Annotated in this window: 15 protein-coding genes and 1 pseudogene; 9 read left to right on the top strand and 7 right to left on the bottom strand. The window is 64.0% G+C overall.

The annotated features are described in order from the left end of the window. Both WCB02_RS05255 and WCB02_RS05260 read right to left on the bottom strand, forming a co-directional pair. Window positions 1-1,261, bottom strand: a 1,261-nt coding sequence (locus WCB02_RS05255; protein ID WP_423956781.1) for an MFS transporter, incomplete at its 3' end; no start/stop codon positions are given. A 237-nt stretch (window positions 1,262-1,498) separates the two neighbouring features. Further along, the gene (locus tag WCB02_RS05260; protein WP_423956782.1) at window positions 1,499-2,398 is read right to left on the bottom strand and encodes a transcriptional regulator GcvA; all 900 of its coding nucleotides are present in this window, start codon (window positions 2,396-2,398) and stop codon (window positions 1,499-1,501) included. Between the two features lie 114 nt (window positions 2,399-2,512). Here WCB02_RS05260 and WCB02_RS05265 point away from each other — a divergent pair, with 114 nt between their 5' ends. The 6 genes from WCB02_RS05265 (at window position 2,513) to WCB02_RS05290 (ending at window position 7,420) form a co-directional block, all read left to right on the top strand. Continuing rightward, on the top strand, window positions 2,513-2,716 hold the full coding sequence (locus WCB02_RS05265; RefSeq protein ID WP_423956783.1) for a DUF1127 domain-containing protein: 204 nt from the start codon (window positions 2,513-2,515) through the stop codon (window positions 2,714-2,716). A 64-nt stretch (window positions 2,717-2,780) separates the two neighbouring features. Next, the gene (locus WCB02_RS05270) at window positions 2,781-3,404 is read left to right on the top strand and encodes an N-acetyltransferase family protein (protein ID WP_423956784.1); all 624 of its coding nucleotides are present in this window, start codon (window positions 2,781-2,783) and stop codon (window positions 3,402-3,404) included. A 502-nt stretch (window positions 3,405-3,906) separates the two neighbouring features. After that, the gene (locus WCB02_RS05275; RefSeq protein ID WP_423956785.1) at window positions 3,907-5,109 is read left to right on the top strand and encodes a glycosyltransferase; all 1,203 of its coding nucleotides are present in this window, start codon (window positions 3,907-3,909) and stop codon (window positions 5,107-5,109) included. Between the two features lie 120 nt (window positions 5,110-5,229). Further along, window positions 5,230-5,586: an MFS transporter gene (locus tag WCB02_RS05280; RefSeq protein ID WP_423956786.1), complete on the top strand. Its 357-nt coding sequence runs from the start codon at window positions 5,230-5,232 to the stop codon at window positions 5,584-5,586. After that, the gene (locus tag WCB02_RS05285; RefSeq protein WP_423956795.1) at window positions 5,532-6,467 is read left to right on the top strand and encodes an MFS transporter; all 936 of its coding nucleotides are present in this window, start codon (window positions 5,532-5,534) and stop codon (window positions 6,465-6,467) included. The genes WCB02_RS05280 and WCB02_RS05285 overlap by 55 nt, the downstream gene beginning before the upstream one ends. After that, window positions 6,464-7,420, top strand: coding sequence for an alpha/beta fold hydrolase (locus tag WCB02_RS05290; protein WP_423956787.1), 957 nt, complete (start codon window positions 6,464-6,466; stop codon window positions 7,418-7,420). The genes WCB02_RS05285 and WCB02_RS05290 overlap by 4 nt, the downstream gene beginning before the upstream one ends. Here WCB02_RS05290 and WCB02_RS05295 read toward each other — a convergent pair. Together WCB02_RS05295 and WCB02_RS05300 are read right to left on the bottom strand one after the other, a co-directional pair. Continuing rightward, window positions 7,360-8,190, bottom strand: a complete 831-nt coding sequence (locus WCB02_RS05295) for an enoyl-CoA hydratase (protein WP_423956788.1) — start codon at window positions 8,188-8,190, stop codon at window positions 7,360-7,362. The genes WCB02_RS05290 and WCB02_RS05295 overlap by 61 nt on opposite strands. Window positions 8,191-8,262: 72 nt before the next feature. After that, a complete protein-coding gene (locus WCB02_RS05300; protein WP_423956789.1) occupies window positions 8,263-8,964 on the bottom strand; it encodes an SDR family NAD(P)-dependent oxidoreductase in 702 nt (233 codons plus the stop codon). Window positions 8,965-9,226: 262 nt separating this feature from the next. On the opposite strand from WCB02_RS05300, the gene WCB02_RS05305 reads away from it, so the two are divergent. Both WCB02_RS05305 and WCB02_RS05310 read left to right on the top strand, forming a co-directional pair. Further along, window positions 9,227-11,008, top strand: a complete 1,782-nt coding sequence (locus WCB02_RS05305) for an acyl-CoA dehydrogenase family protein (protein ID WP_423956790.1) — start codon at window positions 9,227-9,229, stop codon at window positions 11,006-11,008. Between the two features lie 90 nt (window positions 11,009-11,098). After that, complete coding sequence (locus WCB02_RS05310) at window positions 11,099-12,109, top strand: Zn-dependent alcohol dehydrogenase (protein WP_423956791.1); 1,011 nt, start codon at window positions 11,099-11,101, stop codon at window positions 12,107-12,109. 137 nt (window positions 12,110-12,246) lie between these two features. Here WCB02_RS05310 and WCB02_RS05315 read toward each other — a convergent pair whose 3' ends face one another. From WCB02_RS05315 to mbfA, 3 genes are all read right to left on the bottom strand, one after another. After that, window positions 12,247-13,719: an amidase gene (locus tag WCB02_RS05315; protein WP_423956792.1), complete on the bottom strand. Its 1,473-nt coding sequence runs from the start codon at window positions 13,717-13,719 to the stop codon at window positions 12,247-12,249. 140 nt (window positions 13,720-13,859) lie between these two features. Continuing rightward, on the bottom strand, window positions 13,860-14,390 hold the full coding sequence (locus tag WCB02_RS05320) for a cytochrome b (RefSeq protein ID WP_423956793.1): 531 nt from the start codon (window positions 14,388-14,390) through the stop codon (window positions 13,860-13,862). A gap of 378 nt (window positions 14,391-14,768) precedes the next feature. Beyond that, entirely contained in the window at window positions 14,769-15,740 is a 972-nt protein-coding gene (mbfA, locus tag WCB02_RS05325) for an iron exporter MbfA (protein ID WP_423956794.1), read from the bottom strand. Between the two features lie 184 nt (window positions 15,741-15,924). Between mbfA and WCB02_RS05330 the strand changes: the two are divergent. Then, window positions 15,925-16,301 (top strand): annotated as a pseudogene (locus WCB02_RS05330) (hypothetical protein); the annotation flags it as partial.

Consider the following 16,301-nt stretch of genomic DNA (forward strand, 5'->3'; position numbering starts at 1 on the left):
CGGCGAGCGCGGCGATGATGCCGAGAGCCGCCGCGAACATCAGCCAGTAGCCGGGCGAAGCCTTGTCGCCGGTCTGGGCTATCAGCCAGGTCGAGGCGAACGGCGTGAAGGTGCCGAACAGCCCCGCGGCCAGCGCAAAGGCCATCGAGAAACAGGTGGTTCGAACATGCGCCGGCACGATCTCGACCAGCGAGCCCAGCATGGTGCCGCTGTAGGTGCCGAAATAGAACGAGAACATCATCTCCACTGCCAGCATCTTGCCGAAGGTCGGCTCGCTGACCAGCCAGTGCAGCGCGGGATAGGCGGTGACCAGCGAGAGGCTGGCGATCGCCAGCAGCACGGGCTTGCGGCCGAGCCGGTCGGACACCGCGCCGCCGACCGGATTCCAGATGAAGTTCGTCACGGCAACGAGAACCGTGACCAGCAGCGCGTCGTGCGAGGTCAGCTTCAGGACATTCTTGCCGAAAGTCGGCGTGTAGACGGTGACGAAGTAGAAGGTCGTGGTGGTCAGGACCGCGATCATCATGCCGAGGACCACGATGCGCCAGTTCGCCAGTGCGGAGGCAAACACCTCGGAGGCGGTCGGATGTTTCTTCATCGCCAGAAATTCCGGGGTTTCCTCCAGCGTCCGCCGCAGGAAGAAAATCACGGGAATGATCAGGCAGCCGATGAAGAACGGTATCCGCCATCCCCATGCCGCAACGGTCGCCGCCGGCATCGCCTCGCTCAGGATATAACCGAGGATCGCGGCGACGAAGATGGCGACCTGCTGGCTCGAGGACTGGAACGAGGTGTAGAAGCCGCGGTTGCCGGGTGTGGAAATCTCGGCGAGATAGACCGACACGCCGCCGAGTTCGACACCGGCCGAAAATCCCTGCAGCAGCCGGCCAATCAGCACGATGACAGGCGCGGCGACGCCGATCGTTGCGTAGCTCGGACAGAAGGCGATCACCACGGTGCCGACCGCCATGATTGCCAGCGTGACGATCAGCCCCTGGCGGCGGCCGATGCGGTCGAGATAGGCACCGAGCACGATCGCGCCGATGGGGCGCATCAGGGCGCCAAGCCAGAACACACCGAAGGTGTTGAGCAACGCTGCGGTGTCGTTCTCGGCCGGAAAGAACGCTTTTGCAATCGCGCTGGCGTAGAAACCAAACAGAAAGAAATCGAACTGTTCGAGGAAATTGCCGCTGGTCGCGCGCAGGATGGCGCCGATACGCGACTTCAGGACCGGCGGCTTAAGGGTGGACGTTTGCGACATGGACGGACTCTCTTCCCCCGTTCGAAGCGGCCGGTTGCGCCAGCCAGCACTAAAAAGCTTGGAGCGCGAACGCCCAGGGGATCACCCGCCGTCGCGCTCGAGATCGTTGTTGGCGCATGATCGCTTGGCGGCTTCCCGTTTCCGGACCATGCGACCAGCAATCTGCCACGCCATGGCTCCGCGACCAACCGGAAAACGTCTGATATTTCGGCTAATGCGCCCTTGGGCGCATGGCTTTCAGGGCTTGTCCCGCGCTGCACCAGCCAGCCATTGCCGGAAGGCGCGCAGCTTCGGCGGATCCGGCGCAGCTTCCCGTGAGACCAGGTAGAACCCGGCGTCGGAGGGCAGGGCGATCTTGAAGGGAACCACGAGCCGGCCCTTGGCGATGTCGCCTTCGACATAGGAGGTCCGGCCCAGCGCCACCCCGAAGCCGTCGATCGCGGCCTGCACCGTCATGAAAATCAGGTCGAAGGTCGGTCCGGGCTGCCTGGCAATGCTGGCCGGCAGGCCGGCCGCGGTGAGCCACAGCCGCCAGTCATCGTCATAGCCGCCGCTGGTATGCAGCAGCGTGTGATTGGCGAGGTCCTGCGGGCATGTCAGCGGCTTTTCGCCGCCCAGAAGCTGTGGGCTGCAGACCGGAAACAATTCGTCCGCCATCAGCCATTGGGAGCGCACGCCAGGCCAGTGTCCCCGTCCGTAGCGGATCGCGGCATCGACATCGCCGCTGCTAAAGTCGACCAGCGCGGTCGACGTGGTGATGCGGACGTCGATGCCGGGATGCGCTTCCTGGAAGTTGGACAACCGCGGCAATAACCACTTTGCGGCCAGGGAGGCCAGGGTGGAGATGGTCAAGACCTTGTCGTCGTCCTTGCGCAACAGCCGGTCGGTCGCGAGCCTCAGATCGTTGAACGCGGCGCGGACGCCGGGAAGGTAGTCCCGCGCCTGCGGCGTCAGTGCCAGGCTGCGGTTCTGGCGGATGAACAGGGCAATCCCGAGTTCCTGCTCCAGCCGCTTGATCTGATGGCTGATCGCGGTCTGCGTGACGTTCAATTCGGCGGCGGCCCGGGTGAAGCTCAAATGCCGCGCCGCGGCCTCGAACGCCCGCAGGCCATTGAGCGACGGCAGCCTGGCAGTCATCTCCTGCTCCCCCTATGTATGAATTTTCTTCATCCGAAGCGTTACAAAGTGTCGTTTGCGAAGCCGCCGAAGGGCGCAGATATAGGCTGCAAACGCTAGCTGTAGGAGCGGAAAATGTCTACCTGCACTCATGAATCAATGACAAATCATCATGTTGCGGGACTCTGGGAGCGGTTCGCCGAAACGCTGGGTCTCTGGCTGCAGCGGTATCAGGCGCGCCGGGAGCTCACCCAGTGGTCCGAACGCGACCTGCACGACGTCGGCTTGAGCTGGAGCGATATCGTGCGCGAGGTCGAAAAGCCGTTCTGGCGGGCTTGATCAGCAGCCGGCCGGCGCTGCCCGACGCGGGGCGCCGGCCATTCTGTGTTCGCAGGAGTTCGCCATGCTACGGCTCGGGTTCGACGACCTCAGGCAATATTCCGATGTGCTGCGCTCGCGCCGCGGCGATGCGGTGACGGTCCGTTTTGTCGAGCCGCGCGATGGGGAGGAGTTGCAGAATTACTTCCGGTCGCTGTCGGCCCGCTCCCGCTACAACCGGTTCCTGGGCGCCATGAGCGAGTTGCCGCAGGGACTGCTGCACCGTTTCACTCATGTCGGCGATGACGAGGGTTTTACCGTGATCGCGACCATGGAGGTCGACGGTTTCGAGACCATCGTCGGCGAAGCGCGCTATGCGTTGGACGCCGGTACCAGGCGTTTCGAATTCGGCCTGTCGATCGACGACCGCTGGCAGGGTTTTGGCCTCGGCTCCGCGCTGATGAAGAATCTGCAATGCCGCGCGGCGGCGTTTGGCGCCGAGCGCATGTTCGGCGACACGCTGCGCTCCAACGACATCATGATCAGGCTCGCGCGGAAGTCGGGCTTCGCCTTCGGCAACCACCCCGATGACTGGAAGCTCGTGCGCTTCGATAAAAAGATCGATGTCGCGCAGCAAGCGATTGCCTGCGCGAGCTGGCGGATCGCTGCGGCCTCACGCGAACTGCAGGCGGCGGCACTCGCGAATTGATCTGTCGTCTCGCGTTGCTGTGAGCCAAACCAGTGTGAGCTTCCATTTGGGTTCGAATCCCAAGGCGATTTGACCGTAGCTTTGACCGCGATCTATCTGGTGACGAGAGTGTGTGATCCGAACGGCGCGGGACTCGCGACGTGATGATGCGAAAGCTCGCCGATCGGCGCGACAGCTGACGTTGCGCCAGGCTCGTGGCGCTCATCCTTACAGATGTAACCATTTCATCCCGACGAGACATCGTCCGGTAGCGCGCGCTGCCCAGTCTTTGGCGTGGCTCGCGCCGACGCACGCGCAGCCGCGCATCCGCCGAAAGCCCGCAATGGTCGCGCGAGGGCGGATCGCGTCAGCGAGTTCGCGACCGTGACGAAAGGCTTCTCGGATGTCTTATCATTTTCTTCTGGCGTCGTGGGGTACCCTGGGAAATATGAGCCCCGTGCTCACCGCAGGACGGAAGTTGCGCCGGAAGGGACACCATGTCCGGGTGATCGCGGATCCGGCGATGCGCGCTGAAGTCGAGGCCGCGGACTTCGAATTTGCGAGCTGGCACCGTGCCCCGATCGGCGCGGCCGCGGATCCGACGGATTTTTCCGACATGCAGGATTGGATACGCCGGGTCGTATTCGATCCCTGCCTGGACTATGCCGCCGATATCGAACATGAGATCGGCCGCGCGCCGACGGACGCCGTTCTCAGCCTCGACGTGCTGTTTGGCGCCGCGCTCGGCGCGGAAGCATCCGATGTACCGTTCGCTCTGCTTTCCCCTCATGTGAGCATCCGGACCCTGCCGGGAATGCCCCCGGCCAGCAGCGGACTGAGCCAGCCGAAGACCCCGGAAGAACGTGCCGAGGTCGACGCAGCCAATGCCAGCATGGCCGAGACGCTGAATGCGTTCCTTCCCGTTTTCAACCGGGCCCGCGCCGATCTGGGCCTTCCGGCGCTCGCGGATGTCATGCATCTGTTCGATCGGGCCGACCGGCTCCTGCTCGCGACCAGCCAGGCGTTCGACTTTCAGGCCGATTCTCTGCCCGCCAATTTCCACTATGTCGGTCCGCTGCTCGATGTGCCGAACTGGTCGCTGCAGGCCAAGTCTTCGCAAGAGAAGTCTTCGCAAGCGGAATCCTGGCGAGCGCGATGGTCGGCGCGGCCGGACCGTTCCCGCGCATTGATCGCTTGCAGCACCGGCGCGCAAGGTCAACGCGATCTGTTTCAGCGCATCATCGACGCGGTGGGGACGATCGAGATCGACGCGCTTGCAACAACCGGCCCGAATCTGGACATGGCGGATCTGCGGGCTCCGAAGAACGTGCATGTGGTCCGCGGCGCTCCCCATGACCTGGTCATGAAGGACGTTTCCGTCGTGGTGTCGCAAGGTGGCCACGGCACCGTGACGCGTTCACTGATCAATGCCTTACCGCAGCTCGTTCTCCCTATGGGGCGGGACCAGGCCGACAACGCCGCGCGTGTCGAGGCCAAAGGCGCCGGGCTGCGACTGCCTGCGACGGCGACTGAAGCGGAGATTGCCAAGGCGGTGATCCGCCTGATCATGGAGCCGCAATTCAAATTGGCGGCCCGCCGCGTCGGCGAGGCCATCAAGGCCGATATGGATCGGTCGAGCCTCGTCGACGAGATGGAAATGATTGCCGCAGCCGGGCGCGAAGCCCGACTGCAGCCCTGGCGACGGCAGCTTCGAGGCATTGCCTGACCTGACCATTGGCGAAGCGGCGCCGGGCATCATGTGCCCGGCACGGCCACCGACCGCGCGTAATGATTCCAGCGTCCGCGAGGCGCAAGCCCTGACGCCGATTGAAAGCGAGCCCTGACCGTGCGCATTCACCCCGATTCCTTCGCCTTGACGCTGCTGCTTGGTCTTCTGTCCTCGCTGCCGACCTTTGGCATCGACATGATCCTGCCGAGCCTGTCGGCGACAGGGGCTGATCTCGGTGCGGCGCCGGCGGATGTGGGGCAGGCGATGAGCGCCTATCTCTTGGGTCTGGGCGCCGCGCTTCTGGTCTATGGGCCGGTGTCGGATCGCCTCGGCCGCAAGCCGATCGTGGTATTTGGCTGCGCGCTTGAATCCTTGCCAGCCTGGGCTGCATCCTCGCCGATTCACTGCCGGAGCTGCTGCTGTTCCGCGCGCTCCAGGGGGCCGGGGCTTCGGGCCCGGGAATGGCCGCCGTGACCATCGTCAGCGACCTGTTCGACGGTGCCGCGGCCCGGGCGAAAATGTCCAATGTGGTGTTTGCCATCAACATTGTCCCGATGATCGCGCCAAGCGCAGGCGCAGCGCTGCTCACCCTCGGCGGCTGGCGGACCATCTACCTCGTACCGATCGCCGGCGCGTTGGTCCTGCTCGCGGGAATGGCAGGCTTTCGCGAGAGTGCGCGGATCAAGCCAGAGATCCGGCTCGGCCCGGCAGCGGTGATCCGCGACTACCTTCGCGTCATGCGGCATCCCGTTTGCGTCGGGAATATCCTGTGCAATGCCGCCGCCGCGGGCGCCGTGTTCGCCTATATCACGGGCTCCTCACTGTTCTTCATCAATGCTCTGGGCCTGAGCCCCTATCAGTATGGTCTGATCTTCGGCGCGAGCTCGCTGTCGGTCATGACGGGCGTGCTGGTCAACAAGCGCCTCGACCGTTGGGGTGTGTCGCCCGGCCAGATGATCGTGATCGGTCTCGTGCTCTCGACCGTTTTGGCCACGGCCTTGCTCGTGATGGCCATCGCCGGAGGCAAGTCGATCGCCGTCGTGATGTCCGTGATGGTCGGGGTCGCCTTGTCGTTCGGCTTGATCTCGCCCAACGCGATGAGCGGCGCATTGCGGCCGATGCCCGAGATCGCGGGATCGATCAGCGCCGTGATGGCATTTGCGCAGATGATCGCCGCGGCGTCATCCAGTGCGCTGGTCGCCCGGCTGTTTGACGGTCATTCGGCGTTCTCGATGGCGGTGGCGATGCTTGCCGCCTGTGTGCTCGCGATCGCGAGCTATATCGGTATTCTTGGTCCCGCCAAACTCTACACGCCGCTGCGCGAATCCAAGGCCAGTTCAGGAGGAACATCGTGATCTCTTATGAAGCACTCAAGCCAGCTTTCCTGAATCGTGACGGTGTGCGCCTGGCGCATTTTGAACTGGGACCTGACGCTCCGGAAAGGCCGCCGCTGGTTCTCGTCAATGGCTGGACCGGCGACCATGGCATCTTCACGCCCCAGATCGCCCATTTCGGGCAAACCCGTCGTGTGGTGGCAGTCGATCTTCGCGGCCACGGTGCCAGCGACGCGCCGGAGCAGGAATACACCATGGCAGGGTTTGCGGACGATATCGCCTGGCAGTGCGCCCAGCTCGGATTGCAAAAGCCTGTGGTGATCGGCCACAGTTTCGGCGGCGCGGTCGTGCTCGAATTGTGCGGGCGTTATCCGGAACTCGCCTCAGGCCTGGTGATGATCGACTCGATCGTGATGGCGCCCGCCGCTCTACGGGATTCGCCGGACCTCAAACGGCTTCTGGACGGCATCGGCGGCCCGAACTACCGCGCGGTATCGAAAGCCAACGCATGGGAGATCGGTTGCGATTTCGACGATCCGGCGCGGCGGAAGATGATCTTCGACAGCTATATTCTGCCGCCTTGCGAGAAGATACCGCAGCACGCGGCCTATTCGGCCATCCGGAATTTCGCGCAGGATTATGATCCGACGCCCGCGGCAGAGGCGTGCAAGATTCCCATGGCCTATATCTCCGCGGATGTGCCCATGGTGAACATGGCGCGCGATCTCTTACGCTTGAAGCAGCTCTGCCCGCAGCTGGTCGAAGCGAAGACGATGCTCGCCGGACATTTCAACACGATCGAGGTCGCCGACCAGGTCAACGCCATGCTCGACCGCTTCCTGGCCGTCGGCCTCGGCCGCCGCCCGGCACTTGATGCGCAAGCCTGCCAGAAAGCCTCACCCGCCGCCGAGTGTCAGCTTCCCCCAAAGTTCGGCTTGCGCTTGTCGATGAACGCCTGCACCGCCTCGCGGTGATCGGCCGTCATCGTCAGGCGGATCAGACGCTCGGCCTCGTGGTCGCGCGCGGTCGAGAAATCGAACAGCAGGGCCTCGTCCAGATTGTCCTTCATGGCGCGCAGCGCGAGCGTCGGTCCTTCGGCCATCGATTTGGCAAGGGCAAAGGCTTCATGCTGCAATTTGTCGTCCGGCACCACGCGGTTGACGAGGCCGATCGCCTCGCATCTCGTGGCATCGACCCTGTCGGCGGTGAACATCAATTCCCGCGCCCGCGCCGTGCCGACCAGCCGCGTCAACAGCCAGGCGATGCCGTAATCGCCGCTCAGGGCGACCCGCAGATAACCGGTCGACACGAACGCCGATTGTGCGGCGATGCGGATATCGCAGGCCATCGCCAGCGCCAGCCCCGCACCGACCGCAGGCCCGGGGAGAGCCGCGATCGTCGGCTTGCGCACCGAGACCAGCGCGCCAGTGAGCAGCCGCTGCCGTTCCTGCAGATCGGCGACCTTGTCGTCATAGGCCATGTCGAGCTTCTTCCGGTCGCGATGGGCGCCCATGCCCTTGACATTGCCGCCGGCGCAGAATGCCTTGCCCGCGCCGGTGATCAGGAGCACGCCGACCTCGGGATTTTCGTCGCAGCTCTTGATCATGCTGCGCAAGGCCGGCGTGAGATTGTCCGACATGGCGTTACGGACCGCGGGCCGGTTGAGCGTGATGATCGCGACGCGGTCGCGGATTACGCATAGGAGCTCGTCGGTGCCGGTGTCGATGGTTGTTTCCGCGTTCAAATTGCAATCCTCATTGTGCAATGTCATTCCGGGCGCGCGAAGCGCGCCCGGAATGACGGCGTCGTTGTTGGCTCAAAACTTCTCCACCCATGGCCGCAATTCGATCTCCCAGCTCCAGGCGCTGCGCGGCTGCTGCAGGACGTTCCAATAACTCTGCGCGATCGCATCCGGATCGAGCATCGAGTCCGGGCGGTCGGGCGGTTCGAGGCGGCCCGCGCTGCGGATGCCGCCGTCGATCACGAAATGCGCGACATGAACGCCCTGCGGCGACAATTCCCGCGCCATGCTCTGCGCCAGCCCGCGCAGCGCGAACTTGCCCATCGCGAACGGCGCCGATTGCGGATAGCCCTTGACGCTGGCGGAGGCGCCGGTGAACAGGATTGCGCCGTGCTTGTCGGGCAGCATGCGCCGCGCCGCCTGCTGCGCCACCAGGAAGCCGCCGAACGCGCTGACCATGATGGCCTGCGCGACGTCCGCCGGCACCAGATCAACAAAGGCGCCGCGCGCCCGCGCGCTGGCGTTGTAGACCACGAGGTCTGGCGTGCCGATTTCGCGCTCGACCAGGCCGAACAGCCGTTCGACGTCGTCGGCGTCGGCGGCATTGCAGGCAAAGGCGCGGGCGCCGGTCTCGTGGCAGAGCGCCCCGAGCTTCTCGATTTTTCGCGCGGCAAGCGCCACGTTGATCTTCTCGCGGGCGAACAGCCGCGCCAGCGAGGCGCTCAGGCCTTCGCCGGCGCCGACGATCAGGCCAGTCCTGTATTTGGGCGTTTCCATGGCTTGGTGGTCCTTTCCTCTCGGAAGAGAAGATCTGGGGGCGCAATCGCGCAAGGCAAGCGGCTGCAGCCGGTATCGGATCTCGCGCGGCCTTGTCCGGCATGCGGGATGTCTTTATAGCGAAAATGGCGATAGCGGAGATGGCCGCAGCCCATCCCAGTTGGGAGCATGATCGACATCATGCAAAGCGGCAAGAAGAAACCGAAGCGCAAAAACCGAAACGAACAAAGCGAAGCGGGCGGAAACCGACGGGAGATCATTCATGCATCAGATCGTGACGCAGGACGGCAACAGCACCATCGACCGGCCGGGATTGCTGGCGCCGGACACCACGGGAATGAATTTCTACCGCGCCGATCCGGCGTTGACGGATCTGTTGCGCATCCATCTGCCTGACGGATTGTTCCGCCATATCGAACCGCATCTGGATCGGCTGGGAGCGCTCGCGGGTCACCATCTCGACGAGTGCGCCAGGCTCGCCGACCGTCACGGGCCGGTGCTGCACCAGCGCGACCGCTTCGGCCGCGATGTGCAGTGGATCGAATATCATCCGGCCTACCGGGAACTTGAGCGGACGGCGTTCGGCGAGTTCGGCATCCACGCAATGTCGATCCGCAAGGGCATTCTGAGCTGGCCGGATAAATACCCCGTCGTTGCCAAGCACGCCTTTACCTTCCTGTTCAATCAGGCCGAGTTCGGCCTCGGCTGTCCGATCAATGTCACTGACGGCTGCGCAAAACTGCTCGCCAATTTCGGCAGCGACGCATTGAAAGACAGATATCTCGACGGCCTGACGCAGACCGACCTGGAGAAGCTGACCCAGGGCGGCCAGTTCATGACCGAGAAGGAGGGCGGCTCCGACGTCGGGACGCTGACCACGCGGGCCGTACCGGAAGATGACCATTTCCGGCTCTATGGCGAGAAATGGTTCTGCTCCAACGCCGACGCCAAAATCGTGATGCTGCTGGCGCGGCCGGAAGGCGCCGGCAGCGGCACGCGCGGCGTCGGCCTGTTCCTGATGCCGCGTTTGCTCGATGACGGCGCCCAGAACCATTACCGGATCGTGCGGCTGAAGGATAAGCTCGGCACCCGCTCGATGGCCTCCGGCGAAATCAAGCTGGAGGGCGCCATCGCCTACGCGGTCGGCAGGCTGGACCGCGGCTTCGTGCAGATGGCCGAGATGGTCAACTCGTCGCGACTCTCCAACGGCGTCAAGTCGACCGCGCTGATGCGCCGTGCCTATCACGACGCCATGACGGTCGCCAGGAACCGCGTCGTGTTCGGCCGCCGCATCGTCGAGCTGCCGCTCGGCCGGCGGCAACTGATGAAGATCATGCTGGCGACCGAGCAGGCTATGTCGATGAGTTTCCTCACGGCCGACGCGCTCGATCGTGCCGAGGCCGGAAGTCAGGAGGCCGCCGCGCTGCTTCGCATCCTTACCCCGACGCTCAAATTCCGCGCCACCCGCGATGCGCGAAAAGTCTGCGGCGATGCGTTGGAGATGCGCGGCGGCATCGGCTATGTCGAGGAGTTCGCGACCGCGCGATTGTTGCGCGACGCCCATCTCGGCTCGATCTGGGAGGGCACCGGCAATATCGTGGCGCTCGACGCGGTCAGGCGCGCGGTCGGCAGCCACGGCGCGGAAGCCGCGCTCGGTGCCGATCTTCATGCCCGGCTCGATGACAGCGCCAAGGTGCCGCAAGCCTTTCGCGACCAACTGCGTGGCCTTACCGATCGCGCGATTGCTTTCGCGCGCGAGGTCGCCGCGCGCCCGCAGAATGAGGCCGAGGCGCGCCGCGCCACCAGCCTGCTCTATCATGTCGCAAGCGCGGTCGCGCTGGCCTGGGAAGGTGGCCGCATCCATGACGTGCGGGGTGACGCCAGGCGGCTGTTATTGTCGCGGCTCGTGATCGATCATCGTCTGTCGGCCGTGGACCCGTTCCGGCTCACGGAAAATAGCAGCGCGGATGCGATCGCCGGCCTCCTGCTCGGCGATCGCCCGGCCGGCATGGCGGAGATTGGCGAATGGCTTCCGGCGAGCTAGGCTTCACCTGGCGTCCAACTCTCCGCGAGAGAGGGGTGAAGACGCCGCAACGATAAGCAAAACAACGATGAGCAAAAGGAGGAAACATCGATGAAGGCTGCCGTCCTGATGGAAGTCAACAAGCCTCTGGTGATCGAGGACGTCAGCCTGCCGAAGCCGGGACCGCGTGAGGTCTTGATCCGCACCGCGGTCGCGGGGCTTTGTCATTCCGACCTGCACTTCATGGAAGGGCTCTATCCGCATCCGCTGCCGGCGGTGCTGGGCCATGAGTCCGCCGGCATCGTCGAGCAGGTCGGCCCCGACGTCAGCTATGTGAAGCCCGGCGATCATGTCGTGACCTGCCTGTCGGTGTTCTGCGGCACCTGCGACAATTGCACCACGGGGCGGACCGTGCTGTGCACCGACACCACGGTGAAGATGCTGCCGGGCGCCTCGAACCGGCTGTCCTGGTCGCGGCCGGAAAAACTCAACCAATTTCTCAATCTGTCGTCATTTGCCGAGCAGATGCTGGTGCACGAAAACGCCATCGTCAAAATCCGCAACGACATGCCGCTCGATCTCGCGGCGCTGATCGGCTGCGGCGGTGTCGGCATGGCGGCGATCAATGGCGCCGAGATCGCCGGCGCAGGGCGCATCATCGCGGTCGATACCAATCCGGCGAAACTGCAGCTTGCGACCAAGCTGGGCGCGACCGACGTCGTCGACCCCAGAAATGGCGACGTGGTGCAGCAGGTGCGCGACCTCACCAAGGGCGGCGTCCATCACGCCTTCGAGGTGCTGGGCCGCAAGGAGACCGCGGAGCAGGCCTTTGCGATGCTGGCACCCGGCGGGACCGCGACCATCGTCGGCATGATCCCATTCGGCCAGAAGATCGAGCTGCACGGCTTCGACTTCCTGCGCGAGCGCAAGATCCAGGGCTCGTCGATGGGCTCGAACCATTTCCGTGTCGACATGCCGAGGCTCGTCGAATTCTACCTGCGCGGCAAGCTGCATCTGGAGGATTGGATCTCGGCGAAACTGAAGCTCTCCGAGATCAATGAGGGTTTTGCCGCGATGAAGGCCGGCAAGACCGTGCGCAGCGTGATCATGTTTGATGCCTGATGCTTGATGGAGTCATTCCGGGGCGCGCGGAACGCGCGAACCCGGAATCTCGAGATTATGCGGCGCGAGATTCCGTGATCAGCCTGTCGCGCAGGCGCTATGCTCCGCCACGCTAGGCTGCCCCGGAATGACGGAAACTAATCATCAAACATCGGCGGCGGAACGAAGCCGCCGAATTTCTGCTCGATCAGCTCGGCGAGTTTCAGCGGCGTGCGGTCCTCCAGCCAGGGGCCGACGATCTGCACTCCGATGGGAAGCCCGTCGGGCGCGAAGCCGGTCGGGATCGCGGTGGCCGGCAGGCCCGGCAATGTGGCGATGCCGGGCCACGCCAACTGGTCGGGATAAGGATAGTCCTTCCCGTCGATGACGATGCGACGGGATTCCTGCTCGGGTGAATGGTCGTGCCGAAAGGCAGGTGTCGGCATGATCGGACAGATCACCGCGTCGAACGTCTTGAACAATTCGCGCCATTGCGCGCGCAGCCGAGCTCGCGCGCCATCGTCCTGCAACCAGGCACGATGGCTGAGCGAGATGCCGCGCAACCGTTCCGCCGCAAGGCTATTGTCGTCGGCCGGAAGCTGGGCCGCGGCCGCCTGCGCTCCGGCATATTGCTCCGCAGGCCAGGACGCGGCGATGAACGACAGCAGCATCCGCATATAGAGCCGCGACGATGCCGCGAAATCGGGAAACAGCGGGCTTTGCCGCGCAACCAGGGCCCCGGCTCCGGCCAGATGGCCGGCGAGCCGTTCGATTCCGCCGCGCACGCTGCTGTCGATCGGCAGCACCGGATCGGTCTCGATCACCAGCACGCGAAAGTCTTTCAGCGCGGCATGGCGCGGCGGCGGCAGCGTGAGCCGATGGGCCTTGCCGGCTTCGACCGGATCCGGACCCGCGAGCACGTCGAGCAGCAGCGCCAGATCGGCAGCGCAACGCGCCATCGGCCCGAGCACGGACATGTCGCGTTCGAACGGCAGTGGCGGAAATGGCGGCGGCGTGTGGCCGCGCGTCGGCACCAATCCGTAAGTCGGCTTATGCGCATAGATGCCGCAGTGAAACGCCGGCACGCGCAGCGACCCGCCGATATCGGAGCCGAGCGAGAGCGCGCCAAAGCCGGCGGCCAGCGCGGCCGAGGAGCCACCCGAGGACCCGCCGGGGGTGCGGCCGAGATCATAGGGATTATTGGTGGTGCCGTAGATGTCGTTAAAGCTCTGCCAGTCGCCGAGACCGACCGGCACGTTGGTCTTGCCGAGGATCACGCCGCCAGCGTCCTTGACCCGCGCAACCGACAGCGCATCTTCGCGCGGCACAAAGTCCTTTTGCGCTGGAAATCCCCATGTCGTCGGCAACCCCGCCACGTTGTAGGATTCCTTCACCGTCATGGGAATGCCGAGCAGCGGCCGCGTCTCGCCACGCGCAAGTGCCGCGTCGGCGGCGCGCGCCGCCTCCATGCCGCGGGCAAAATCGCGCACGCAGACAGCGTTGATCCTGCCGTCGTGGCGCTCGATGCGGGAGATCGCCTGTTCCGCCAGCTCGACCGCGGAGACCTGTTTCGCCTTCAGCGCGGCCGACATCCCGACCGTGGTCGTGAAGCTCCATTGCGATTGAGCCAAGATGAACCCCGTTTCCAAAGAGCATGATCCGGAACAGCCGGTACCCGCTTTCCGAGCGCCAGCCGACATTCGACCGAATGATGATCAGTTTGAACGACGGCGGCAAGATGGGCTTGACCGGAATTGCTCCCGCGGAAAAATCATCCCGGCAGCATGCGCTGCATGATACGGTCGCGATAGATGAACAGATGCGCGAATGCGCTCGCGACGTGAAGGCCGATCACGACCAGCAGCGTCCATTCGAACACCTGGTGCAGGCCGTCGATCGCCTTGCCCGCCGCCGCGTTGTCGGAGGCCAGCATCGGCATCGGAAACAGATAGAAGAAGGAGACGCCCCAGCCGCGATAGGACGCGAACAGCCAGCCGCTCACCGTGGTCGCCAGCACCAGCGCATAGAGCAGCCAATGCACGGCTTCCGAGCTCAGCCGCTGCCAGGGCGCCAGCGAACTCTCCGGCGCGACCGGATGCGTCAGGCGCCAGGCCAGACGCAGCGTGATGAGGACGAGAATGGTGATCCCGAAGGAGATATGGAACGTCATGGGCGCACCCGGCTTCATGTTGCGGTGAAGGTCCGGCATCAGCCAGCCGATCAGATATTGCACGACGAGGAGTGCCACGATGAGCCAGTGAAACACTTTGGCTGTGGTTCCATATTCCAGGCGAGCGGTCATGATGTCTCCTTTTGCCACTTGAACGATATCGGCCGGCCCCGCAAAATTCCCCAAATGGCGATCAAGACATATCGGTCTCGGACGCGTTACGGAATCGGTTCCGGGCTAGGTAGCTCCAGGCTTTGGTCAACCGAACCATCTGTCTCTCTGCGGCGGGGTTGAAACGTCCTGGCATAGGCATGCGACATCGGATTGACGGGTCCGGCGTTTGAGCTGCGGCTCAACGGTCAACCGGCCGACTTGGCGATGGCGACATTGTGGACCTGAATATCATCGGTGGCTGCTCCGGTCGTCCCAGCAAACAGTGATAAAATTCCGGCGAGAAAGACGCCGCCCGCAGCTTATGCGCGAGATCGCGCGTCATGCCGATCCTGCCGGTCACGCGGCGCCAATCAGAATACCGACTCCGAGCACGATGACGCCGCCGAGCACGATCTGGAATACCGCCTGCAGCAACGGGGTGTCCATATAGCGGGCGCGAATATAGGCGATCGCCCAAAGCTCGAAGAACACCACGACTCCCGCGATCGAGGTTGCAATCCAGAACGCGTTGGCCCAGGCATCCGGCACCAGGTAGGGCATGGAATGGCCAAGACCGCCGACCGCAGTCATCACGCCGCTGGCGGCGCCGCGCAGCCAGGGCGATCCGCGTCCGGTCAGCGACCCGTCATCGGACAAGGCTTCCGCAAAGCCCATGCTGATGCCGGCGCCGATCGAGGCGGCCAGTCCCACCAGGAAGGTCTGCCAGTTCTGGTGGGTGGCAAAGGCGGCCGCGAACAGCGGCGCCAGCGTCGAGACCGATCCGTCCATCAATCCGGCCAGTCCCGGCTGCACATATTGCAGTACGAACACGCGCCGGCGCGTCTTGTCCTCGGCCTCGCGCGCATCCGGGCTGAGAATCTTGTCGGTCAGCCTGACCGCGAGCTTCTCGTGACCTTTCTCGGCTTCGGCGAGATCGCCGAGCAACCGGCGGACGCGGACATCCTTTGCCTGCTCGGCTGCCTTGACGTAGAAACGCTCGGCTTGGAACTCCATCGTCTCGACTTCCTTGCGGATGGTGTCGAGCGACAGGTTCTTTGTCAGCCAGATCGGACGGCGGCGCAAAAATCCCTTGACGTCTTCCCGGCGGATCGGCGGCAGGTTCTTGCCGAAACGCTGCTCGTATAGTTCCAGCAGCATGTGGCGGTGGCCGCGTTCTTCCTCGGCCATTTCCTCGAACAGCTTTGCTGTGTCAGGGTAGCGTTCCGCGAGATCTTCGGCGAAACTCATGTAGATCCGGCTATCTTCTTCCTCGGATGAGATCGCGACCGCCAGCGCCTCACGCTCGGTCAGATCGGCAAAATTCTTCATCGCGGCATTCCCGGATCAATTTAGAATAATTCTAAATGATATAGGATAGCGGCCGCTGTGGGTCAAACGCGTCGCTGCCTCAAAATAGCGCATTGCCAGCCTCAATCGGACGCCGGAAAAATCGGGAACAATTGGCCGGCCATGTCCGTTCGCGTTGCTGCTGCCTATCCTCGGGGGAGTATTCATGGACAAAGTCAAATATCGCCTGAACGATCCGCGGCTCGCGCCGCGTCGGACCAAGCTCGAGATTCCCGGCTGGGCCGGCTCGCGCGAACCGCGCGCGGACGGATCGCGCGAGCAGGTCTGGCATTGCGTACCCTTCTCGGAAGGCGCGCAATATGGCATCGAGTTGTTCTATCCTTATGACAACGAGCTGCGGGTCTCGACCCGAGACGGGCAACTGGTTTTCGAGGCAGATTGGGGTGAGCCGCCGGACAGCGGCGTGCAGTGGCCGCCGTTCCGCAATTTCGGCGGCAGTTTCTACACTTATCAGATTTTGCTGGACCTCAAGGTCGCAAAGGGCATGGCGATCAGGACCGAGCCGCATCCGCGCTTCTACAC

This window comes from Bradyrhizobium sp. (assembly GCF_049581145.1).
GTDB lineage: Bacteria > Pseudomonadota > Alphaproteobacteria > Rhizobiales > Xanthobacteraceae > Bradyrhizobium.